Genomic DNA, 23,054 nt, shown 5'->3' with positions numbered 1-23,054 from the left:
TTATACACTGTTATTCTTTATGATGAAACTCTTTTTTTAAATCTCTTTTTAAGCTTGCTTTATTAACGGGTCTTTCTAGTTTTTTATCTGCCCAGAATAATAATATTGCAATTGCAACAATTCCGATTAATTTTATGACATCAAATGTGCCTGTATCTATGGAACTTTTAATAAATAATATCGTCAACAACACTGTAATTGCTATAATTGAAAATTTAAATTTCATATTAATCTCTACCTTCTTAATTATAAGTATTTTATAATACCCTTTTATATTTTAAATGAAACTCTTTCACAACCTATATTAGAATACTAAGGATAAAATTAAATATCAAGTTTAGTGTTTATATGAAATCATATATCGTTAAATTGCGGTACGTTCTAGATACTAAATTTCCGATGGATACACCGACTAGCCGAATAGACGTGTCAGCATCTTTAAGTGCATTATATAAATCATATGCTATATTGTATATTTCCACTTCATCATATACAGGTGTGTTACTACTTGTCTGTTTAGACAGAGTTTCAAAATCATGTGTTTTCAACTTAACTGTAATCGTTCTTCCTGCCAGTTCATGCTTATCTGCTCTATTTGCAACTTCCCCACTTAATTTCCGAATCGTATTTAAAATAAAATCATCATCATTTTGATCCGTTTCGAAAGTCGTTTCTCTTCCGATTGATTTTCTAATTCTCGTAGGTTTAACGGGAGATTCGTCTATCCCTCGCACTTTGTTATAAAAACTGACGCCTCTTTTTCCAAATAACTGAATGAGCTCCATTTGGTTATATTGGTGTAAATCTTTACCCGTATGAATTCCTAATTCTTTCATTTTTTCTTCTGTTACTTTACCTATACCTGCAAAATCTCCAATCGGTAATGACATCAATAAATCGTGTGCATTGTCATAATGTATGACAGTTCTTCCACTCGGTTTATTCATTCCACTCGCAAGTTTAGCTAGAAATTTATTATAAGAAATACCTGCTGATGAAGTAAGATGTGTCTTATCATAAATATCTCTTTGTATATATTGAGCAATCGTCGAAGCTGATAAATCTCTTCTAACAAGTTCTGTAACATCTAAATAAGCTTCATCAAGTGATAAAGGTTCTACAATATCTGTATAACTCTTAAATATTGCCATAATTTCATTGGAAACTTCTCTATAATGATTCAACCTAGGACGTACGTAATATCCATCTGGACATAGCTGATGCGCTTGAGCCATTGGCATTGCAGAATGCACACCGAATTTTCTCGCTTCATAACTCGCTGTCGAAACAACACCTCTACCTGAAGCACGTCCACCTATTATGACGGGTTTGCCTTTTAAACTTGGATTATCCCTCACTTCTACTTGAGCAAAGAATGCATCCATATCAATATGAATGATTCGCCGTTCCATTGTATACACCTCTGCAAAAAAATAGGAAAATGGTTACCCAAATTCCTATATATTATATCAAAATTTCTATTAACTTATTGATTGAAAGTCTTTGTTGTCTGCGTACAAATTAATTCCAACATCAGTATCTTCGACGTAATTCATTTGTTTATTACTAAAAATAATTTGAGCCATATAGAAATCTCCTATACATGCTGCTCCATGAAAAGCAAATATATAAATAATAGAAGTTACTTGTAACCATAATAAAGTAACAAGTAAAACTAAGCTGATAATGATAAATGGTGCTAATAATATAATATAAAACTGTTTTCTCCTATATATAGAGTGAGGCGTTGTCGCATAAAACATACCTTTCATATAACCATATTGCACTTTTGCAGAAGGATTAAATATTTTAAAACAAATACCGTGAATCAATTCATGTATAAATACTAAAACAATTAATCCTATTATCCCGGTTACGATATTTCTTATGAACCCTTCTTCATAAATATATATAACATTCGCTATTACTTTGAAACTCATTAAGATTAATGAAAGAAATAAGACGAATTGTAATAACGCTAGCCTCTTTAATACAGATACGTTGTTAACTAAATCAATTTTAAGCATTTAATTCCCCCATGAAACTAAGTCTTAATAATCTTTACATGCTTATTATAAAATATAAATACTTTTATTACTAATTATTTCACATTTTCAGCTTTTCGTTATTTCAATTGTCTTAAAGATACTTTATACAATTTGTCATCTTTATTTGAAGGATTTCCTCTTCCATCTGAATTATTACTTATAAAATATAAAGTTTCATTTTCAATATAAACATCTCTAATTCTTCCATAATCTGTAGCAACTTTATCCATTTTGTCTTGAGCAATATCAAACTTCATAATGCCTTCTCCACGTAGTGCAGCCGAGTAGATTATACCATCATGAAAAGCTAGACCAGAAGGCGCCCAAGTATCATCAGATCCAGAAGTAAACAATGGTGTTTCCATACTAGCTTTTTCTTCATTACCTTCAATTACAGGCCAACCATAATTTTTCCCTTTAGTAATTTCATTTATTTCATCATTCGCTTGATTACCATGTTCACTTGCGTACATTTTGTCATCTGTAGTCCAAACCATACCTTGTGGGTTTCTATGACCGTAACTATAAACATAAGAATTAGAAAAAGCATTATCACTCGGTTTACTACCATCAAGATTTAACCTTAAAATCTTACCACCTAAAGATTTTTTATCTTGTGCATTTTCCTCATCAGAAGCATCACCTGCCGTAGCATATAACTTATCGTCAGGACCAATTTTCAATCTACCACCATGATGAAATTGACCACTCGGAATATCATCTAACAATACTTGCTCTTCAGTCCACGTATGATCATCTAATTTCAACTTCACAATGCGATTAAACTGACCCTTGTCATTTTCATAGGTATAATAAGCGTAAGCTTCATGAGAATCCTCAAAATCAGGCGCAAGCGCTAAACCTAAAAGACCAGCCTCACTAGCGGTAGAAACATCTTCTTTCAACTTTACATCTTGTTCTGTCTTCTTACCATCTTCAACCTTCACAATTTTTCCAGGACGCTCCGTTAAATAAAATATATTTCCAGTCTTTATAATACTCCATGGTGTATCCAAACGATCTGTGACAACCTCAACACCTTTAGTTTGCTTACGATCCTGTTCTTTGTCCGAATCACGTTGTTGTTTACTATTATCATTCTGAGACTGTTCTTTATGCTCTTCAGTTTGATTATTTGAATCCTCACTCGAATCACTACCACAAGCAGACAATAAAAAACTAAGCGATATCGCACTTACTAGCACGCTTTTCATAAACAACCCTCCTTAATTTATTTATACAGATGTATGCGATTACACACAACAATAAAGCTCAACAAGAGAAAACTACCCAGCTATTCAGATGGGTAGTTAAGCGTCAATTATTTGTTTTTTCTATTAAAGCGACTGTTTCAACATGTGTTGTATGTGGGAACATGTCTACTGGTGTAATTTCTTTTAATTGATAACCGCTTCTTTTTAATATTTCTACATCTCTTACTTGTGTTGCTGGATTACATGATATATAGACAATTCTCTTTGGTGACAGTTCTATTAAAGTTTCTATAAATGTTTGGTCACAGCCTTTTCTAGGTGGATCGACCATAACAACTTCTGGCTTTATGCCTTCTTTTTGCCATTTTAATATGACTTCTTCAGCTTTTCCTGCTTCCCATGTTGCATTATCAATATGATTGATTTCTGCGTTTTCTTTCGCATTTTCTATAGCTTGTTCTACGACTTCAACGCCATATACGTGTTTTGCTTGTTGTGACATGTAAGAGCCTATCGTTCCTATACCACAATATGCATCTATAACCGTTTCTTCTCCATCTAATTGAGCATACTCTAATGCTTTACGATATAATTTTTCTGTTTGAACTGGGTTAATTTGATAGAAAGATGTATCGGATATTTTAAATTGATATTCTGATAATTTATCTGTAATCGTTTCTTCTCCATACAATGTATGAGATGTGTTACCCATAATAACGTTTGATTTTTCTAAATTTATATTATGTTTAATGCTGACCACGTTATCAAATTCTGCTGTAATATATTCTATAATTTTGTTTTTATGGCTTAATTGTTTACTATTCGTAACAAATATAATCATTGTTTCGCCAGTATAATACCCGCTTCTCAATATGATGTGCCTTAATTCCCCTTTATGCTTTTGCTCGTTATAAACACTTATATTAATTTGTTCTAACAATGCTTTCAGTTTAATCATAATTTGATCGTGCTTTTCGTCTTGTATCATACAATGATCAATATTTACGATATCATGACTTCTCTGTCTATAGAATCCAAGCTCGATTTCACCTTCTCTATTTCTACCCACTGGTATTTGAGATTTATTTCGATATTGCCACGGATTTTCCATACCAATAGTGTTATGAATGATCGTATCTTCAAAGTTTGACTTACGCTTGAACAAGTTTACAACTTGTTCTTTTTTCATTTCTAATTGTGCTGAATAACCTAAATGTTGAAGTTGACATCCTCCACACACATTATAATATTCACATGGTGCTTCTACTCTATTTTCAGATGCTTCTTTAATCGTTATCAATTTACCGATAGCAAATTGCTTTTTTACTTTAATGACTTTAAATTCAATCGTTTCATCTTTTATTGCGTTTGGTACAAAAATCGGATAACGATCAAACTTTACGACACCGTGACCTTCATGTGTAAAATCAATAACTTGTCCTGTATATATTTCATTCTTATTTACTATACCCGCCATAATAACTCCTTCTTTCACATTAAACATAGAAAAAAGGGACAAAATAATGTCCCTATGTATTTATTCTTCTGTTTGTTCTTCGTGTAATCTTTCTCGTTCTCTTTCTACTGTCTCAATCCCATGCTCTCTCTTCACCCTTTCAAGTTTAGAGAAAACTTGAATATGCTGCTTTAAGTTTAAGAAATTAGCAGGTAATACGCCACCAAATTCTCCGTCTACATTTAGTTGAATTTGTTCAAAAGATGAAACGTTTATCGTTTTAGCTTTTGTATAATGAACTTTAGGATGATTGACATGTTCACCCCTAGAAGCAAGTGTTAAAATATGACCAAGTTCTGCAAAATTCACTTTTTCTAAAATAAGCAATGTGAAATTGCCGTCATTAATGTCAGCGTCAGGCACTAACTTTTCAAAGCCACCAATTGAATTTGTTAAGCCAATCAAGAACATCATTGCTTCACCTTGGAATACATTGCCATCATATTCAATACGAATATCAGTAGCTTTAATTTGAGGTAGCATTTCTATACCTTTAATGTAATAAGCTAATGGACCTACCATCGTTTTAAGCTTACTTGGTGCCTCGTAAGAAACTTCTGTAATTTTCCCACCGCCAGCAATGTTTATAAAATAACGATTGTTCATCTTACCTACATCTACAGGAACTAAATCACCTTTAATGATCGTATCTACTGCTTCCATAATACTGTTCGGTATGAGAAGCGCTCTACCAAAATCGTTAACAGTACCCATAGGAATCAATCCTAGTTTAGGACGCTTTTTAGCTTCAGCAATGCCATTAATCACTTCATTTAATGTGCCATCTCCACCAGCTGCAATGATTACATCATAATCATACTTTAAAGCTTCTCTAGCTGCTTTCGTAGCATCACCGGCACTCGTTGTCGCATGTGCACTTGTCTCATAGCCAGCTTGTTCTAATTTGATTAAAACATCAGGTAACGCCCTTTTAAATAATTCTCTTCCTGATGTTGGGTTATAAATGATTCTCGCTTTTTTCTTCATTGTGATCCCTCTTGTATTTTCTTATATCTTTATATTAAAGCATATGTTAAATATAAGAAAGTAAAAAATGATGAGTGTCTTTTCGTTCTGAATATATTACGTAAAATTTTTCTCGTCATTCATCTACAAGTTAACGATATATCTTTACTCGTTTCATTATAAAAATAAACTTATTATTCTAGACATCAAAAAAACATCTCACCGCTAGAATTTAATTCTAGTGATGAGATGTTTCTATTTCTCTTTAAATTGATTATCTTTTTTCTAATTCTGATTTTAATAATTGGTTAACAACTTGTGGGTTAGCTTGTCCTTTTGAAATTTTCATAATTTGACCAACTAAGAAGCCCATTGCTTTGCCTTTACCATTTTTAAAGTCTTCTACTGATTGTGGATTGTTATCTAATGCTTCAGTAACAAAACCTAATAGTGTTGCTTCATCAGAAATTTGAACTAGACCATTGTCTTTCATAATTTGATGAGCGTCTCCACCATTTTTCGCTAATTCTGGGAATACTTTTTTAGCGATTTTACTGCTCATTGTACCGTCTTCTATTAGCTTGATCATGCCTGCTAAGTTTTCAGGTGTAAGTGCAGTATCATTAAGTTCGATTTGATTTTTGTTTAAATATTCATTAACTCCGCCCATTAACCAGTTAGAAGTTAATTTTACATCTGCACCATGTTTAATAGCTTCTTCAAAGAAATCTGACATTTCTTTAGTTAAAGTTAATACATGTGCATCATATGCAGGTAATCCTAAGTCATTTACGTAACGTTCTTTACGAACATCTGGTAAGTCAGGAATTGTTTTACGCACGCGTTCTTTCCATTCATCATCAACATATAATGGCACTAAGTCTGGCTCTGGGAAGTAACGATAATCATCTGAACCTTCTTTAATACGCATTAAAATCGTTTCTCCTGTTGATTCATTAAAACGGCGTGTTTCTTGTAAGATTTCTCCGCCTGCTAACAATACTTCTGCTTGACGTTTTTCTTCATGTTCTAAACCTTTACGCACATAATTAAATGAGTTTAAGTTTTTAAGCTCTGCTTTTGTACCGAACTCTTCTTGACCATATGGACGTAATGAGATGTTCGCATCACAACGTAATGAACCTTCTTCCATTTTACAGTCTGATACGCCTGTATATTGGATGATTGCGCGTAATTTTTCTAAATAAGCGTATGCTTCTTTAGGTGAACGAATATCAGGTTCTGATACGATTTCAATTAATGGCGTACCTTGACGGTTTAAATCTACTAATGAATAGCCATCTTTATGTGTTAATTTACCAGCATCTTCTTCCATGTGTAAGCGTGTAATGCCGATTCGTTTTGTTTCTCCATCTACTTCAATATCAATCCAGCCATTTTCACCGATTGGTTGGTCAAATTGAGAAATTTGATAAGCTTTTGGATTATCTGGATAGAAATAGTTTTTTCTATCGAATTTTGATTCTCTTGCAATGTCCATATTTAATGCCATTGCTGCACGCATAGCCCAGTCTACAGCAGTCTTATTAACTACTGGTAAAACACCTGGATATGCTAAGTCAATAACATTTGTATTTGTATTAGCTTCCGCACCAAAATGAGCTGGTGATGGTGAAAACATTTTTGATTCTGTTTTTAATTCGACGTGTACTTCTAAGCCGATTATTGTTTCAAAATGCATTCAGGTTCACACTCCTTGTAATGTTTTATAGTCATCATGTAAGTTAAATTGAGTTTCGTATTGATAAGCAACTTTGTATAATGTTTTTTCATCGAATGGTTTACCAACAATTTGTAAACCAATTGGACGACCATTAGATTTACCACAAGGAATTGAGATAGATGGTACACCTGCTAAGTTAACTGGAATCGTTAAAATATCATTAGCATACATTGTCAATGGGTCATCAACTTGTTCACCAATATTAAATGCAGTTGTTGGTGCTGTTGGTCCTACGATAACATCATAGTCATTAAATACTTTTTCGAAATCTTGTTTAATTAAAGTACGTACTTTTTGAGCTTTTTTGTAGTAAGCATCATAATAACCTGAGCTTAATGCAAATGTTCCTAGCATAATACGACGTTTAACTTCATCGCCAAAACCTTCTCCACGAGACTTTTTATATAATTCTTCAAGTGTATGAGCTGATTTTGAATGATAACCATAACGGATACCATCGAAACGAGCTAAGTTAGCTGAAGCTTCTGATGATGCAATAATATAATAACTTGCAACACCATATTTCGTATTTGGCAATGACACACGGTCAACAGTTGCACCTAAAGACTCAAGTGTTTTCACTGCTTCTTCAACTGAACGCTTAACATCTTCAGAAACACCTGATCCCATAAATTCTTCAGGAACAGCTATTTTTAATCCTTTAATATCTTTACCGATTTCAGATGTAAAATCTACATTATCAATTGGCGCACTTGTAGAGTCTTGAGCATCGTGTCCAGAAATTGTTTCTAAAATTAATGCGTTATCTTTAACACTACGTGTAATTGGTCCAATTTGGTCTAATGAAGAAGCAAATGCTACTAATCCAAAACGTGATACACGGCCGTATGTAGGTTTCATACCAACAACACCACAATATGATGCTGGTTGTCGTATTGAACCACCAGTGTCTGAACCTAAAGCAAATGGTACTAAACTTGCTGCTACTGCTGCAGCTGAACCACCTGATGAACCACCAGGTACAGCTTTATGATCGAATGGATTAACGGTTGTCTTAAAGTAAGAATTTTCGTTTGAACCACCCATTGCAAATTCATCCATGTTTAATTTACCAACTAAAATACCATTTTCAGCATTCAATTGTTTCATTACTGTTGATTCATAAATCGGAATAAAGCCTTCTAACATTTTACTTGCACATGTCGTTTCTACACCTTCAGTAATAATGTTATCTTTGATACCCATTGGAATACCAAATAACTTTCCTTCCATTTTATCTTCAGCTTGTAATTTGTCTTGCTCTTCAGCTTTTTTAATTGCTTCTTCTTTGTTTAAAGCTAAGAACGCTTTGACATTTATATCATCAGCTTCAATTGCTTCAAAAATATCTCTTACAATTTCAGACGGTTTAATTTCTTTATTTTTAATCATTTCTGATAAACGCTCAATTGTTTCATAACGAATTGTCATGCCCTAGTCCTCCTCATTCATAATAGCTGGAACTTTAAATTGTCCCGCTTCTTTTTCTTTAGCATTAAGCAATGCTTGTTCTTGAGGAATTCCTGATTCACTCTTATCTTCTCTTAGAACATTTTGTAAATCTAATACGTGAAATGTTGGTTCAACATTTTCAGTATCTGCTTCATCTAATTGTCCCGCAAAATTTAAGATCTTCTCTAAAGATTGTGTGAATTCATTGACTTCGTCTTGTGAAACTTCAAGTCTAGCTAAATTAGCAACATGTTCAACTTGCTCAGATGTTACCTTCGTCATGTGCGACGCCTCCTTAGTTAATCTAACATCATATAATTTTAACAAATTTTCATATAAAAATCTAAAGTTATTGAAAAATAGCTACAGGAAAGCGCATACATTGTGTATAATAAATTATCAGAAAATTTTTCTGAATTTTATGTCAATGAGTGAGAGGTGGTTTTTCATGTTTATACTTGGAAATACTTTTAAAAATGTTAAGGTCGAAACTTCTTGGGAAACATATGTCATGATTGCTGTTTATTTTGCAATTTTATTAGCAATTGGATTTTATGCTTACAAACGTTCGACAAGTACGCTTGATGAATACATGTTAGGAGGAAGAGACTTAGGTCCGCTCGTTACTGCCCTTTCAGCTGGCGCTTCAGATATGAGTGGATGGATGATTATGGGTTTGCCTGGTTCAGTATATAGTACAGGCTTATCTGCTACTTGGATCGCTATCGGTCTGACAATTGGTGCTTGGTTAAATTACATATTAGTAGCTTCACGCTTAAGAATTTATACTGAACTTACTGATAACGCGATTACTTTACCTGATTATTTTGAAAAGCGTTTATCAGATAACACAAGAATTGTTAAAATCATTTCAGGATTAGTTATTGTCGTTTTCTTCACTTTATATACACATTCAGGAATGGTTGCTGGTGGTGTGTTATTCAATAGCGCTTTTGGTATGAACTACCATTTAGGTTTAGTACTTGCAGCGAGCATCGTTATTCTATACACATTATTTGGTGGATATCTTGCTGTTTCATTAACTGACTTCTTTCAAGGTGTCATTATGATTTTAGCTCTAGTCCTTGTACCAATTGTTGCTTTATTAAAATTAAACGGCTTGGATACATTTTCAGAGGTCGGTCAATTAAAGCCTACAAACTTAGATTGGTTCAAAGGAACAACAACTGTTGGAATCGTTAGTTTACTTGCTTGGGGATTAGGTTACTTTGGACAACCACATATAATAGTACGTTTTATGTCTATAAAATCTCATAAGTTAATGCCTAAAGCTCGAAGAATTGGAATTTCGTGGATGGCAATTTCTTTAATGGGTGCTTGTGTTACAGGGCTTATAGGCATCGCATTTGTTGCGCAATCAAATGTCAAAGTAGATAACCCTGAAACAATATTCATCGTTATGAGTCAAATTCTATTTCATCCGCTTATTGCTGGATTTTTCCTAGCAGCTATTTTAGCGGCTATCATGAGTACGATTTCTTCACAACTTCTTGTAACTTCAAGTGCATTAACGCAAGATTTTTATATGTTATTAAGAGGCAAAACATTACAAGATAAAGGTCACGAAAAAGAATTTGTTCTTGTAGGTCGCTTATCGGTATTAATCGTTTCATTAGTCGCTATGTATATCGCTTGGAATCCTAATGATACGATTTTAAATTTAGTTGGTAATGCATGGGCTGGATTCGGTGCAGCTTTCGGTCCGCTCGTATTGTTATCTTTGTATTGGAAACGTCTTACTAAATATGGTGCAATTGCAGGTATTATATGCGGTTCTGTCGTCGTTATTTTCTGGATACTCATGAAAAATCACGGTGGCATTTTTGAATTCTATGAAATTATTCCAGGATTTATTTCAAGTATAGTTGCAACAATTGTCGTTAGCCTATTTACTAAAGCACCTATTGGTAAAGACCTTGCAAAGTTCGATGAAATGAAAAATATACTAAAAAATTAAACTTTTTTGAAAATTTATTGATTAATATAATGAACTCTGAAAAATAGATAATCGCGATTGACGCAAACACCTATAAAACGGGACATTAAGTGACCTTTCAAAAGGTTGAATTATGGCTAAATTGTGACACGTTTTAATAAACATGGTAGACTGAATATATGCAAAAATGAAATTTTACCCTTTGAATAAAATTTCAATTGTGTATAATAGTCAACGTGCAACTTTAAAATTTATAAAAAAATAAAGGAGCGGGAATATGTTTATTTTAGGACAGATTGACGCTAGTGCTGGAGTTGCTTCAGGCTGGCAGACTTACTTCATGATTATAGTCTATTTTATAGTTTTATTAGCGATTGGTTATTACGCTTATAAACAATCAACTAGTAATTTAGATGAGTACATGCTAGGTGGCCGTAGTATAGGTCCTTACGTAACAGCATTATCCGCTGGTGCATCCGATATGAGTGGTTGGATGATTATGGGACTTCCAGGTGAAGTTTACAGCATTGGCTTATCAGCAACATGGCTAGCAATCGGTTTAACAGTAGGTGCATGGTTGAATTACATATTAGTAGCACCGAAATTACGTGTATATACTGAACACAATGGTAACGCAATTACAATTCCAGATTTCTTTGAAAAGCGTGTTGCAGATGATACACATGTATTAAAAATTATTTCAGGCATTATTATAGTAGTATTCTTTACGTTATATACTTCAGTTGGTATGGTTTCTGGTGGTACATTATTCGAAAGTGCTTTCGGAATGGATTACAGACTAGGCATTATATTAACTGGCGGGATAGTCGTGTTATATACATTCTTCGGAGGATATTTAGCTGTTTCACTTACAGATTTCTTCCAAGGTGTCATCATGTTAATAGCAATGGTAATGGTACCTATTGCTGCATTATTAACTTTAAATGGTTTAGACACATTTAATACAGTTGCAGAAGTTAAACCTACAAACTTAGATTTATTTAAAGGAACTTCAGCTATTAGTATTATCGGTCTAATCGCATGGGGACTAGGTTATTTTGGTCAACCACATATTATAGTAAGATTTATGTCCATTAAATCTCACAAATTATTACCTACAGCTAGACGTTTCGGTATAGGTTGGATGGCAATTTCATTAATAGGTGCATGTTTAGTAGGTTTAACAGGTATTGCTTACATTCATGATTCAGGCCAAACAATCGACAACCCTGAAACAATATTTATTTTAATGAGTCAAGTATTGTTCCATCCTTTAGTTGGTGGGTTCTTCTTAGCAGCTATTTTAGCAGCTATTATGAGTACAATATCTTCTCAATTATTAGTAACATCAAGTGCTTTAACACAAGACTTCTACAGAATTATAACTAAAAAAAGAGGTTATGCACCTGACAGAGATAAAGAATTTGTTATGGTAGGTAGATTTGCAGTATTAGTAGTTGCGATCGTGGCTATATTACTAGCTTGGACGCCGAACGACACAATTCTTAACCTTGTTGGTAATGCATGGGCAGGATTTGGTGCTGCATTTGGTCCACTAGTATTAATGTCATTATATTGGAAAGGTTTAAGTAAGAATGGTGCTATTGCAGGTATGGTGACTTCATCTATCGTTGTATTATTCTGGATTATGATGAAAGATCATGGCGGCATTTTCGAACTATATGAAATCATTCCAGGTTTCTTAACGAATGTTGTTGTTACTGTTGTAGTAAGTTCATTTACTAAAAAACCTTCTAAAGATGTTATTGCTAGTTTAGATCGTATGAAACAAATTTTAAAAGAAGACTAATTAAATAAAGTGATTGGGATATAAATCCCAACTCAAAATAAATAACAACTCATTTCACTGATTTATTCAGCTAGAAATGAGTTGTTATTTTTTATGAAATCTTCGATTTTGTTCGTGCATGCTTGCCTGGGGTATGGTTCGAGCCTGTAGTCTCTCTCGCATACTATTCCCCCGGGCGTCAGCACTTTACAAAATCGTGGAGAATATTATATTTCAACTATATTTATTGATATATATAACAATATTTTAGTGAAATCTTCGATTTTGTTCGTGCATGCTTGCCTAGGGGTATGGTTCGAGCCTGTAGTCTCTCACTCATACTATTCCCCCGGGCGTCAGCACTTCACAAAATCGTAAGTAATATTCATTTTTCTTATATTTTTTCGTTTGTTCTTTTAAGTACATGCTGTATATGTTGCAAGACTCACTAAACAAGCAACATAGATGGTCTGTATGTATAAAAATTATAATAAAAAGAGCGTAAATTCTTATTTTTCGAAGAATTTACGCTCTTTTATGTTAACTAGGGATGTTAATATCCATACCCTTTTTATGATGCTTATTTATAAATATGAATTTCGGGTTCATCATCATCTTTAGTTTTTGTAATTAAAGCTTGTGGTTCTTCTCCATCAACAATGGATATTTCAAGATCATCTACACCTTTGAAATACTTCTGAGATAAATCAGCTACATATTGTGTAACCCCTATTACTTCAGCTTTCCCATAATAATCAAGCGGAACTTTAATTTCAAGATCTGTTAGTTTATCATCATCAAATTTACCTGTACCAACAGCTTGTGTGAAGTTAGGGAAATATTTTTGTAAGTCTTGATTAAACTGTTCAAAGTTCGAATTTAAATTTTCATCTAAATCTGATGCTTCTGAAGATGGAATTGTGACATGTTTTTGGTTAACTTTTTCCCAATTCTTCACTGTTCTTTTGCCACCTTCACTAGAAGCATGAGCTATGAATTTACCAGGTTTAATGTCACCTTCACCTGATTGTATAAATATCGCAAAGTTAATAGGAACGTTTTTCAAATCATCTCTCACACGTAAACGAGACAATATTTCTTCAGCCATCTCTTTACCTTTTTTCTCAACTTCTTTAGAATCTAACTTTTTAGTATACGTTTCACCATAGTCTTCTTTTTGATAAACGTATTCACTATTCATCGCTAGACCAATTGTCATTCCAGAAATTTTTTGCTTTTTAGCATCACTTTCTGTGAAATAATCTTGTTCGATTATATGAGATAAGTATGTAGGTGAATTTTCAGCTATCTTTTCAGGATCTGTTTCGCCATTATGAGTTGGGTTTAAACCTAAATTTTCCCCTGCCTTACTTTGTTCTTTCTCTTCATCACTCATGGCTTTAATTTCTTCTTTAGTATATTTAGGCGCTAAATATGCTCTCACTGTATCTTTATCTAAAAATTGACCATCTCTATATAAGTAATCATCTGGCGAAAATGTTTGTTTACTGATATCTAGTAAACCACTTTCGAATGCTTCACTGTTATAGCTAGAAATCATATTGTCTTGTGTTAAACCTCTAGCTGCACTTACTTTAAATGGTAATAATGTACGGTAATAGTCACTAGAAATTTGCATACCTGTAGATATTTGTTTTGTTTGCTCTTTTTCCTTATCAGACTTTTCTTGATTGTCTTTTTGAGTAGTATCTGATGAACATGCTGTAAGCATTATTACAGACGCTAAAATAAGAAATCCTTTTTTCATATCTTTAACCTCTATTCATTGATATTACGATATTTGTTTAACCAATCTTCTTCTGTCCAAACTTCAATGTTTAATTTCTCAGCTTTTTCTAGCTTGGAACCTGCATCTTCACCAGCAATAACGACATCTGTATTTTTCGTCACACTTCCTGTTACTTTTGCGCCTAGCGATTGAATGATTTTTGTAGCTTCAGGTCTTGCCATCTCTGTCATTTTACCAGTTAATACGAAAGTTTTTCCACTAAAATCAGGATGTCCTTCTATATCAGATTGCTTAATACCTTTATAAGTCATATTAACATTTTTCTGTTTTAACTTATCAATTAATACTTTAATATCTTCATTTTCCATATAAGTAACAAGTGATTGAGCCATCTTATGTCCTACATCAGGTATTAAAATTAAATTATCAATGGTCACTTCGAACAATCGATCAATGGATTCGTATTGTTCAGATATGACACGACTTGCTTTCGTTCCAAGATGTCTAACACCTAAACCAAACAGTAAATGTTCAAGCGATTTTTCTTTTGATGCTTCGATAGCTGTTAATAAATTATGAACTTTTTTCTCGCCCATTCTTTCTAAAGGCAATAAATCTTCTGCTGTTAAATAATATAAATCAGCTACATCTTTAATTTTATCATTTTGATAAAGCTGTTCTACTATTTTATCACCTAGTCCATCAATATTCATAGCTTGTCTAGAAACAAAATGAATCATGCCTTCAACGAGTTGAGCTCGGCATTTAGGATTAATACATCTTAAAGCTACTTCTCCTTCAATTCTTACTAGCTCATGTTCACAGCTTGGGCAATGCGTAGGCATATGATAAACTTCACTATCTTCATTTCTATCTTCAGCGATACTTCTAACGACTTCCGGTATGATGTCACCTGCTTTTTTGATGATGACTTTGTCGCCGATACGGATATCTTTTTCATGTATTAAGTCTTCGTTATGTAAAGATGCTCTTGATACAGTTGTCCCAGCTACTTTAACAGGCTCTAATATTGCTGTTGGTGTTACGACACCCGTTCTACCAATACTTAACTCAATGTCCTTTAAAGTAGTTAATACTTCTTCTGCCGGGAATTTATATGCAATTGCCCATCTCGGAGATTTTTGTGTAAAACCAAGTTCTTCTTGCTGGCTCAAATCATCTACTTTAATGACGATGCCGTCAATATCATAAGATAATTCATTTCTTTGTTCAGTCCATTTATTTATGAAAGATAGTACACCTTCTATATCATCAAAGGTTTCTCTTTCTTTGTTAGTTTTGAAGCCGAGTTCATCTAGATTATTCAATGCTTCAGATTGGCTAGCCGCTTCAATTTCTGTTAAATCATTCACACTATATAAGAATATATCAAGCTTTCTCTTTGCTGTTAATTTTGAATCGAGCTGTCTTAACGAACCTGCAGCAGCATTCCTCGGATTTGCAAAAAGTTGTTCACCATTTTGTTCTTTAATTTCATTTAAAGACATAAATGATTTTCTAGGCATATAAGCCTCACCACGTACTTCTATTGAAAGTGGTTCTTTAATTGTTAATGGAATAGCATGAATCGTTTTTAAGTTTTCTGTGATGTTTTCGCCTGTTGTACCATCTCCACGTGTTAAACCTTGTACAAAACGTCCATCAACATACTTTAATGAAACAGCAAGACCATCAATTTTCAATTCACATGTATAGCGAACATTACTGACTTTCTCTCTTACTCTTTGATCAAACTTTTTTAAATCTTCTTCGTTAAAAGCATTACCTAAAGACAACATAGGTGTGTCATGATTTATTTTCTCAAATTGAGATAACGGCGCCCCACCAACTCTAACAGTTGGTGAATCAGGCGTCTTAAGTTCAGGATATTGTTCTTCTATAGAAATTAATTCATGTAGTAATTTATCGTATTCACTATCAGGTACAGTTGGATTATCTAATACATGATATTCGTGATTATAACGATGTAACAATTGATGAAGTTCATCAATTCTTGTCTTTAATTCATCCATAGTTTACTCTCCCTTTTTCTCAATTGGTGCAAATTGAGCTAATAAACGTTTCGGTCCTTCTTTTTTAAATATAATATCTAACTCAACTGAACCATTCTTGTCATTTACAGCACTAACCATACCTTCTCCCCATGATTTGTGCGTAACTTTATCACCAACATTCCAAGATGTTGCAGGTTTTTGTTGTGTATTCATACGTCCAGCAAATCCGCGTTTCGGTGTAGAAGTTTGTTTAGATTTAAATGAAGATTTTGGTTTAACACCATCTAATAGATCTTCTGGAATTTCTTTTAAGAATCTAGATTTCAAATTAGCTTGAGACCTACCAAACAATGTACGAGTAGTTGCATGAGATAAATGTAGTTCTTGTTCAGCACGCGTTATAGCAACATATGCAATTCTACGTTCTTCTTCCATTTCATGTTCCTCGCCTGATTGTAAACTTCTAAAGTGAGGGAAGATGCTTTCTTCCATACCAATGATGAAGACAACTTTGAACTCTAATCCTTTAGCTGAGTGCATAGTCATCAACGTCACGCCTGCTTCTAAATCTGCATTATCAACATCAGCAACTAATGATAAGTCCGTTAAGAAGTTCATCAGTGATTGTTCCTCTATAGGTGTATTCTTCTCATAATCTCTAGGTACTGATAAGAATTCGTCTATATTCTCAAGTCTACTTTGAGATTCAATTGTTTGTTCATTTTCTAGCATTCGTCTATATCCTGATTTATCAAGAATCTGTTCAACAAGTTCAGTAATCGTTAAAAATTCTTGTTGTTGCATGAAATTGTTCATCATTTCATAAAAGTCAGCACCTTCTTGCGTGACTTTTTTAGATAATCCAATAAAATCAACTTCACCTAACGCATCGAAGTAACTCAAGTTATTCATCGCTGCATATTGAGCAATTTTTTGAACTGAAGTTGGTCCTATTCCACGTTTAGGTATGTTAATAATTCTTTCGAAACTGATATCATCATTGCTATTAGAAACTAATCTCAAATAACTAAGAATGTCTTTGATTTCTTTTCGATCATAGAACTTTGTACCGCCGACCATCGTATATGGAATATTCGATTTTAAGAACGTCTCTTCAAGTACACGAGATTGTGCATTTGTTCTATATAAAATAGCAATATCTTGATTGTTGTAACCTTCTTGCTTTTTCTTTAATATTTCACGAATAACATATTCTGCTTCGTCTCTTTCTGTTGTAGCCTCATAATATTTAATCTTTTCACCAGAAGTGTTATCAGTCCATAAAGCTTTTGGTTTACGCTCTGAATTATTTCGTATCACTTCATTGGCTGCTGTTAAGATCGTTTTTGTAGATCTATAATTACGTTCTAGAAAAATCGTTTGTGCATTTGGATAATCTTCTTCAAAAGATAGAATATTTTTAATATCTGCACCTCTCCAACCATAAATAGATTGGTCAGAGTCACCTACTACACAAATGTTTTTAAATTTACTTGCTAATAAATTTACAAGTGTATATTGTGCTTTGTTCGTATCTTGATATTCATCAACATGAATATATTGAAATTTATTTTGATAAAATTCCAATACCTCGGGTACACGGTTGAACAATTGAATCGTCATCATAATTAAATCATCAAAGTCTAGCGCATGGTTTCGTAATAATTTATCTTGATAACCTTTATAAACGCGTGCAACCATCATTGCATAAAAATCATTCGCTTCTTTTTCAGCATCTTCAGCAGTTTTTAATTCATTTTTTAAATTAGATATAGCCCCTATAAACGTTCTAGGTTCATACTTTTTACTATCTATATTTTCCTTCTTTAAAATTTCTTTAATCACTGATTTTTGGTCGGTAGGATCTATTATCGTAAAGTTTCTTTCAATCCCTATACGATCAATGTCGCGTCTTAAGATTCTTACACACATTGAGTGGAATGTTGATATCCAAATACTTTCAGCTTCAGGACCAACTAAATGACTAATTCTTTCTTTCATTTCTTTAGCCGCTTTATTCGTAAATGTGATAGCCAAAACATTGTAAGGAGAAACGTCTTTCTCACCTAATAAATACGCAATTCTATGTGTTAATACTCTCGTCTTACCACTACCAGCACCTGCCATAATAAGTAATGGACCTTGCGTTGTTTTGACTGCTTGTTTTTGTTCGTCATTCATTCTATCTAACAATGCGTTCATAAAAACCTTCCTTTATTGTTTTACTTTTACAGTTTGTAAAGCTTGTTTCAAATCTTCATATATAACATTGCCAACAACAATTGTATCAGCATATTCTGCCATCTCTTTAGCCTTTTCTAAGTTGTTAATGCCGCCACCATATATTAACTGAGCATGTTCCAAATGTTCTTTCACTTCTTTAAGTTCATCAACATCACCATATTTTCCGCTATATTCTATATAAAATATCGGCAAATGATATAACTTATCGACCATTCTTGCGTAACTGATTAAATCTTCAACATCCAAATCCGTTCGAGCTTCAGTCAATTGTGCAACTTTACTTTTCTCATTCATAACAACATAGCCTTCAAGAAATATTTCATCAAAATCCATCATATAACCATATTTCTTAACAGCTTGTTGAAGTAATCCATTGTGATAGTTAACATTATTACTATTCAATACACTCGGTACAAAATAAAAATCAAACCCTGGAACAACACTTTCTATATTAGATATCTCTAAAGCACAAGGTAGTGGATAACGTCTAATACGACTCATCAAATTCAAGACATTATCTTCAGTAACATCATCCGTACCACCAATTACAATAGCGTCAGTACCAGATTCGCATACTTTCATTAAATCCTCATCTGTAATGGATTTAGCTGGATCTAATTTGAACACATGTCTCCACAACTTTATATCGTACATAGTTAAACTCCTTTAATTATCATAAGATTAATTATAGCATTTTTACCTTTAAATTCCGAAATGAAATAGGATAATTTACATAAAAAAGAAGCGAAACTTATCGCTTCTTACTTACCGTAATTAAAGTACTCTTCTAATGTTGTATTTTGTTTATATATCGTGTTAGCTAAATCTTTACCAACATATCTTAAATGCCATGGTTCATATTGATAGCCCGTGATTTTCTCTTTCCCATTTGGATATCTCACAATAAACCCATATTCATGTGCATGTTCTTTAATCCACATACCTTCATCAGTTTTGCCAAATGATGTTCTAAAATCATCTGTCGCTGTATCAGAACCTACATCAAATGATAAACCAGTTTGATGTTCTGATTGACCCGGCTTTGCACTATATTGGTTGGCAGCTTCTTCACCATCTCTAGCTACATAATCTTTATATAATTGATCCTGTTCATCATATGATCGATATCCGCTTCTAAATACCAAATCTAACCCTTTATTTCTCGCATCTTGTATCAAACTATTCAATTGCTTTCTAGCTGTGCTATTTTCACCTGGTGCATAATCGCTCGGCAAATCAACTTTCTTATTTGCAAAGACATGGCCATCAACATACGTAATACCATCTTTCTTTGTGATATCATGTTGGCTACGTTTTTCATTATCATGATTGTTTTCATTATTTTGATGTTTTTCTTTTTCTGTAGATGACTTATCTTCCGTATTGGATTGATTGCGTGTATCATTTTGCACGCCACATGCACTTAACACTATAGAAGATATTCCAACAATTAAAAATAGTTTCTTCATGTGTAACGCTCCTTATTGTCTGAATTTCAATATTATATTACTATTTTAACAATTAATCAAAAATAAATAACAGGCTGAGTTTAACACTCTAGCCTGTTATAAAATATTCATATTATTTATTTTTCGAAATCTATATTCATTCTTTCAAGAATCATCGTGTATGCATCATTACCCCATTGTAATGAACGTTTAACTCGAGAAATAGTTGCCGTTGATGCTCCAGATTCTTTCTCGATATGAGCATAGGTATATCCTTGTTTAATCATCTTAGCAACTTGTAATCGTTGTGAAAACGACTGCAATTCATTTACTGTACAAATATCATCAAAAAATTGATAACATTCTTCTCTAGTTTCTAATGTTAGTATCGCATCAAAAAGTTCGTCTAAAGCTTTACCTCTTAATTTTTCGATTTGCAAAAAATCAACCCCTGTTTATTATAAGTTCATTAATTGCATTTTAACGCACTAACCTATTAAAGTACAGTATAAAGAATCTTATTCAATACCCGCTCTTCTAAATATAGTATCTACTTGATTTAAGTGATGATTTTCATCGAAACATTCATCTAATTCAGAAGCACTTAACAAGTTTGTGATTTTATCGTCTTGTTCTACTAAAGTTCTAAATGGCGTCTGTGTTTCCCAAGATTCCATCGCTTTTGGTTGAACGATATCATACGCTTCTTCTCTTACCATTCCTTTATTAATAAGTGTTAACATAACACGTTGTGAATAAATAAGACCAAATGTTTTATCTATATTACGTTTCATATTTTCAGGATATACTGTTAATTTATCAATAATATTAGTAAATCTATTTAAAGCATAATCTAAAGCGATTGTAACATCAGGTAACATAATTCTCTCTGCAGATGAGTGTGAGATATCTCTTTCATGCCATAACGGTACATTCTCATATGCAGTCGTCACATAGCCTCTAATAACACGTGCTAAACCTGTTACATTCTCAGAACCAATTGGATTACGTTTATGAGGCATAGCTGATGATCCCTTTTGACCTTTAGCAAACGCTTCTTCTACTTCACGTGTTTCAGTTTTTTGTAAACTACGTACCTCTACTGCAAACTTTTCTATAGACGTTGCAATTAATCCTAATGTTGCAATGTAATAAGCGTGACGATCGCGTTGTAATGTTTGAGTAGACACTGGTGCATAGTCCAAACCTAACTCCTTACATACATGCTCTTCAATTTCAGGAGGAATGTTCGCAAAAGTACCAACTGCTCCACTCATTTTACCTACTTCAATTTCTTCACGTACTCGTTTAAATCTTTCTAAATTACGTTTCATTTCAGTGTACCAAAGCGCCATTTTTATACCAAATGTTGTTGGTTCAGCATGTACACCATGTGTTCTTCCCATCATTAAAGTCGTTTTATGTTCGATCGCTTTATTTTTCAAAACTTCTAAAAATCTTTCTAAATCTTTTTCGATAATTTCATTAGCTTGTTTAACTACATAACTAAGTGCAGTATCTACTACATCCGTTGATGTTAAACCGTAATGAACCCATTTACGTTCTTCACCTAATGTTTCAGATACTTGTCTAGTAAATGCCACAACATCATGACGAGTCTCTTGTTCAATTTCTTTAGCTCTATCAACGTCGACTTTAGCATTTTGTCTTATTAGTTTAACATCCTCAGCAGGAATATGTCCTAACTTGCTCCATGCTTCACACGCTAGTATTTCAACTTCTAACCATGCTTCAAAACGATTTTGTTCAGTCCAAATATTAGCCATTTCTTCTCTAGAATAACGTTCAATCATTGATAAATTCTCCTATCATTTTTTAGTCATTTACAGTATAACAAACATTTTGTAACACGTACATTATTTATAAAAAGTTAAATAAAGTTCGTGATTAGAATATTTAATTTCTTTCTCTTTCATTATATATTGTAACAGTCCGGTAATAAATTGAAAGTAGAAATAACATGACTTATTTTTTATCGTCACAAATAAATCTAAAATTCATCTTATAACGATTGTTGTGAACAACAATGAGAGAAACTATGTATAAAAAAAGCTACCAACAAAGTCATCGCTTTATTGGCAGCTTATATCTAGATATTTTATTCTAGGTTCATTAATTATTCATTCTTGAATTTTTTTACCTACAAATTGTATTTCTTGTTTAAGAACTTCAATGTCTCCGTTTTTCTTTTCGATAAACACTGGTTTCTCAAATCTTTTTACAGGTGTGTAACCTTGATCTTTCATTCTTTTAAGACACATTTCTATCGTTTCGTTTTCTTCTACTCTAAACTTCATCAGTATCATACGCCTTTAATTTTTTACTGCGTACGCCTTTAACCCAGAATCCTCCATGGATATTCTTCGGTTCATACGCGATAACAAAAGCTTTTGAATCTAATTGTTTAATTGTGTCCATTAACTTAAATTCAAATCTACGTGGTGTTAATATTTGCATAACAAGTCGATCTCCATCTCTACCTTTAGCAACATAATGTGTAACACCATATCCTAAGTCTCTCAATTTTCTCGGTAAATCTGTTTCGTACTCCGCAGTTGTAACATTCACGACGATATAGCCTAATGCAATCTTCTCTTCTATCTTCATGCCTACAATAATACCTGTTGCAAAACCAAGTGCATAAGCTAAAATATTTTGAATTTGATCAAGACTATTTATTACTAAACCTAACCCGATTACATAAACGACTACTTCAAGTACACTTACAGTAGCGGCTATATATCGATATCCTTTTAGTGTTAAAATCGTTCTCATTGTTAAGCAAGATACATATACTATATTAATGACAAATATAGACAGTACCATTAGCCACGGATTATCTAATATAGCTGACATGCAACCCCTCCATTAATTAAAATACTGGAATCAT

General features: G+C 33.1%; 20 protein-coding genes. 2 read left to right on the top strand and 18 right to left on the bottom strand.

The window, feature by feature from the left end; genetic code table 11:
- Nucleotides 1–10 precede the first annotated feature (10 nt).
- The 9 genes from PYW35_RS04250 to gatC all read right to left on the bottom strand — a co-directional run bounded on the left by PYW35_RS04250 (nt 11) and on the right by gatC (nt 9,222).
- Entirely contained in the window at nt 11–226 is a 216-nt protein-coding gene (locus PYW35_RS04250) for a hypothetical protein (RefSeq protein WP_016912136.1), read from the bottom strand.
- A gap of 118 nt (nt 227–344) precedes the next feature.
- On the bottom strand, nt 345–1,412 hold the full coding sequence (dinB, locus tag PYW35_RS04245) for a DNA polymerase IV (protein WP_016912137.1): 1,068 nt from the start codon (nt 1,410–1,412) through the stop codon (nt 345–347).
- Nucleotides 1,413–1,481: 69 nt separating this feature from the next.
- Nucleotides 1,482–2,027 (bottom strand): DUF3267 domain-containing protein, encoded by a 546-nt coding sequence (locus tag PYW35_RS04240; protein ID WP_103322933.1) that lies wholly within the window; start codon nt 2,025–2,027, stop codon nt 1,482–1,484.
- A 98-nt stretch (nt 2,028–2,125) separates the two neighbouring features.
- Nucleotides 2,126–3,262 (bottom strand): PQQ-dependent sugar dehydrogenase, encoded by a 1,137-nt coding sequence (locus PYW35_RS04235; RefSeq protein WP_103322932.1) that lies wholly within the window; start codon nt 3,260–3,262, stop codon nt 2,126–2,128.
- A gap of 103 nt (nt 3,263–3,365) precedes the next feature.
- A complete protein-coding gene (gene rlmD / locus PYW35_RS04230) occupies nt 3,366–4,739 on the bottom strand; it encodes a 23S rRNA (uracil(1939)-C(5))-methyltransferase RlmD (protein ID WP_103322931.1) in 1,374 nt (457 codons plus the stop codon).
- Between the two features lie 60 nt (nt 4,740–4,799).
- Nucleotides 4,800–5,765, bottom strand: a complete 966-nt coding sequence (locus PYW35_RS04225) for a diacylglycerol kinase (RefSeq protein WP_016912141.1) — start codon at nt 5,763–5,765, stop codon at nt 4,800–4,802.
- Between the two features lie 253 nt (nt 5,766–6,018).
- Nucleotides 6,019–7,446 (bottom strand): Asp-tRNA(Asn)/Glu-tRNA(Gln) amidotransferase subunit GatB, encoded by a 1,428-nt coding sequence (gatB, locus tag PYW35_RS04220; RefSeq protein ID WP_016912142.1) that lies wholly within the window; start codon nt 7,444–7,446, stop codon nt 6,019–6,021.
- Between the two features lie 6 nt (nt 7,447–7,452).
- On the bottom strand, nt 7,453–8,919 hold the full coding sequence (gatA, locus tag PYW35_RS04215; protein ID WP_103322930.1) for an Asp-tRNA(Asn)/Glu-tRNA(Gln) amidotransferase subunit GatA: 1,467 nt from the start codon (nt 8,917–8,919) through the stop codon (nt 7,453–7,455).
- Nucleotides 8,920–8,922: 3 nt separating this feature from the next.
- The gene (gene gatC, locus PYW35_RS04210) at nt 8,923–9,222 is read right to left on the bottom strand and encodes an Asp-tRNA(Asn)/Glu-tRNA(Gln) amidotransferase subunit GatC (protein WP_016912144.1); all 300 of its coding nucleotides are present in this window, start codon (nt 9,220–9,222) and stop codon (nt 8,923–8,925) included.
- A 166-nt stretch (nt 9,223–9,388) separates the two neighbouring features.
- Between gatC and putP (PYW35_RS04205) the strand changes: the two genes are divergently transcribed.
- Both putP (PYW35_RS04205) and putP (PYW35_RS04200) read left to right on the top strand, forming a co-directional pair.
- On the top strand, nt 9,389–10,918 hold the full coding sequence (gene putP, locus PYW35_RS04205; RefSeq protein WP_103322929.1) for a sodium/proline symporter PutP: 1,530 nt from the start codon (nt 9,389–9,391) through the stop codon (nt 10,916–10,918).
- Nucleotides 10,919–11,174: 256 nt separating this feature from the next.
- On the top strand, nt 11,175–12,707 hold the full coding sequence (gene putP / locus PYW35_RS04200) for a sodium/proline symporter PutP (RefSeq protein WP_103322928.1): 1,533 nt from the start codon (nt 11,175–11,177) through the stop codon (nt 12,705–12,707).
- Nucleotides 12,708–13,266: 559 nt separating this feature from the next.
- On the opposite strand, the gene PYW35_RS04195 is transcribed toward putP (PYW35_RS04200), so the two are convergent.
- The 9 genes from PYW35_RS04195 to PYW35_RS04155 all read right to left on the bottom strand — a co-directional run bounded on the left by PYW35_RS04195 (nt 13,267) and on the right by PYW35_RS04155 (nt 23,020).
- Nucleotides 13,267–14,454: a CamS family sex pheromone protein gene (locus PYW35_RS04195; RefSeq protein WP_103322350.1), complete on the bottom strand. Its 1,188-nt coding sequence runs from the start codon at nt 14,452–14,454 to the stop codon at nt 13,267–13,269.
- Between the two features lie 11 nt (nt 14,455–14,465).
- Entirely contained in the window at nt 14,466–16,469 is a 2,004-nt protein-coding gene (ligA, locus tag PYW35_RS04190; RefSeq protein WP_103322349.1) for an NAD-dependent DNA ligase LigA, read from the bottom strand.
- 3 nt (nt 16,470–16,472) lie between these two features.
- Nucleotides 16,473–18,653 (bottom strand): DNA helicase PcrA, encoded by a 2,181-nt coding sequence (pcrA, locus tag PYW35_RS04185; protein WP_103322348.1) that lies wholly within the window; start codon nt 18,651–18,653, stop codon nt 16,473–16,475.
- 12 nt (nt 18,654–18,665) lie between these two features.
- Nucleotides 18,666–19,349, bottom strand: coding sequence for a heptaprenylglyceryl phosphate synthase (gene pcrB / locus PYW35_RS04180; RefSeq protein ID WP_103322347.1), 684 nt, complete (start codon nt 19,347–19,349; stop codon nt 18,666–18,668).
- A gap of 107 nt (nt 19,350–19,456) precedes the next feature.
- Complete coding sequence (locus PYW35_RS04175; RefSeq protein ID WP_103322346.1) at nt 19,457–20,164, bottom strand: M15 family metallopeptidase; 708 nt, start codon at nt 20,162–20,164, stop codon at nt 19,457–19,459.
- Nucleotides 20,165–20,280: 116 nt separating this feature from the next.
- Nucleotides 20,281–20,583 carry a YerC/YecD family TrpR-related protein gene (locus tag PYW35_RS04170; protein ID WP_016911694.1) on the bottom strand — a complete coding sequence of 101 codons (303 nt, stop codon included), beginning with the start codon at nt 20,581–20,583 and terminating at the stop codon, nt 20,281–20,283.
- Nucleotides 20,584–20,661: 78 nt separating this feature from the next.
- A complete protein-coding gene (gene purB, locus PYW35_RS04165; protein ID WP_103322345.1) occupies nt 20,662–21,957 on the bottom strand; it encodes an adenylosuccinate lyase in 1,296 nt (431 codons plus the stop codon).
- 327 nt (nt 21,958–22,284) lie between these two features.
- Nucleotides 22,285–22,461 (bottom strand): NETI motif-containing protein, encoded by a 177-nt coding sequence (locus PYW35_RS04160; RefSeq protein ID WP_016911693.1) that lies wholly within the window; start codon nt 22,459–22,461, stop codon nt 22,285–22,287.
- Entirely contained in the window at nt 22,451–23,020 is a 570-nt protein-coding gene (locus PYW35_RS04155; RefSeq protein WP_016911692.1) for a DUF2179 domain-containing protein, read from the bottom strand. Before PYW35_RS04155 ends, PYW35_RS04160 begins: the two co-directional genes overlap by 11 nt.
- Nucleotides 23,021–23,054 lie beyond the last annotated feature (34 nt).

The organism is Mammaliicoccus vitulinus, from assembly GCF_029024305.1.
Lineage (GTDB): Bacteria > Bacillota > Bacilli > Staphylococcales > Staphylococcaceae > Mammaliicoccus > Mammaliicoccus vitulinus.
This window is presented reverse-complemented; position numbering and strand designations above follow the sequence as displayed.

Bases quoted from the DNA above. Each gene is read 5' to 3' on its own strand.
- PYW35_RS04155 (WP_016911692.1), bottom strand. From the start codon at position 23,020: ATGTCAGCTATATTAGATAATCCGTGGCTAATGGTACTGTCTATATTT.
- PYW35_RS04225 (WP_016912141.1), bottom strand. From the start codon at position 5,765: ATGAAGAAAAAAGCGAGAATCATTTATAACCCAACATCAGGAAGAGAA.
- PYW35_RS04160 (WP_016911693.1), bottom strand. From the start codon at position 22,461: ATGAAGTTTAGAGTAGAAGAAAACGAAACGATAGAAATGTGTCTTAAA.
- gatA (WP_103322930.1), bottom strand. From the start codon at position 8,919: ATGACAATTCGTTATGAAACAATTGAGCGTTTATCAGAAATGATTAAA.
- ligA (WP_103322349.1), bottom strand. From the start codon at position 16,469: ATGGATGAATTAAAGACAAGAATTGATGAACTTCATCAATTGTTACAT.
- gatB (WP_016912142.1), bottom strand. From the start codon at position 7,446: ATGCATTTTGAAACAATAATCGGCTTAGAAGTACACGTCGAATTAAAA.
- PYW35_RS04235 (WP_103322932.1), bottom strand. From the start codon at position 3,262: ATGAAAAGCGTGCTAGTAAGTGCGATATCGCTTAGTTTTTTATTGTCT.
- purB (WP_103322345.1), bottom strand. From the start codon at position 21,957: ATGATTGAACGTTATTCTAGAGAAGAAATGGCTAATATTTGGACTGAA.
- rlmD (WP_103322931.1), bottom strand. From the start codon at position 4,739: ATGGCGGGTATAGTAAATAAGAATGAAATATATACAGGACAAGTTATT.
- dinB (WP_016912137.1), bottom strand. From the start codon at position 1,412: ATGGAACGGCGAATCATTCATATTGATATGGATGCATTCTTTGCTCAA.
- pcrB (WP_103322347.1), bottom strand. From the start codon at position 19,349: ATGTACGATATAAAGTTGTGGAGACATGTGTTCAAATTAGATCCAGCT.
- gatC (WP_016912144.1), bottom strand. From the start codon at position 9,222: ATGACGAAGGTAACATCTGAGCAAGTTGAACATGTTGCTAATTTAGCT.
- PYW35_RS04240 (WP_103322933.1), bottom strand. From the start codon at position 2,027: ATGCTTAAAATTGATTTAGTTAACAACGTATCTGTATTAAAGAGGCTA.
- putP (WP_103322928.1), top strand. From the start codon at position 11,175: ATGTTTATTTTAGGACAGATTGACGCTAGTGCTGGAGTTGCTTCAGGC.
- PYW35_RS04250 (WP_016912136.1), bottom strand. From the start codon at position 226: ATGAAATTTAAATTTTCAATTATAGCAATTACAGTGTTGTTGACGATA.
- pcrA (WP_103322348.1), bottom strand. From the start codon at position 18,653: ATGAACGCATTGTTAGATAGAATGAATGACGAACAAAAACAAGCAGTC.
- PYW35_RS04175 (WP_103322346.1), bottom strand. From the start codon at position 20,164: ATGAAGAAACTATTTTTAATTGTTGGAATATCTTCTATAGTGTTAAGT.
- putP (WP_103322929.1), top strand. From the start codon at position 9,389: ATGTTTATACTTGGAAATACTTTTAAAAATGTTAAGGTCGAAACTTCT.
- PYW35_RS04195 (WP_103322350.1), bottom strand. From the start codon at position 14,454: ATGAAAAAAGGATTTCTTATTTTAGCGTCTGTAATAATGCTTACAGCA.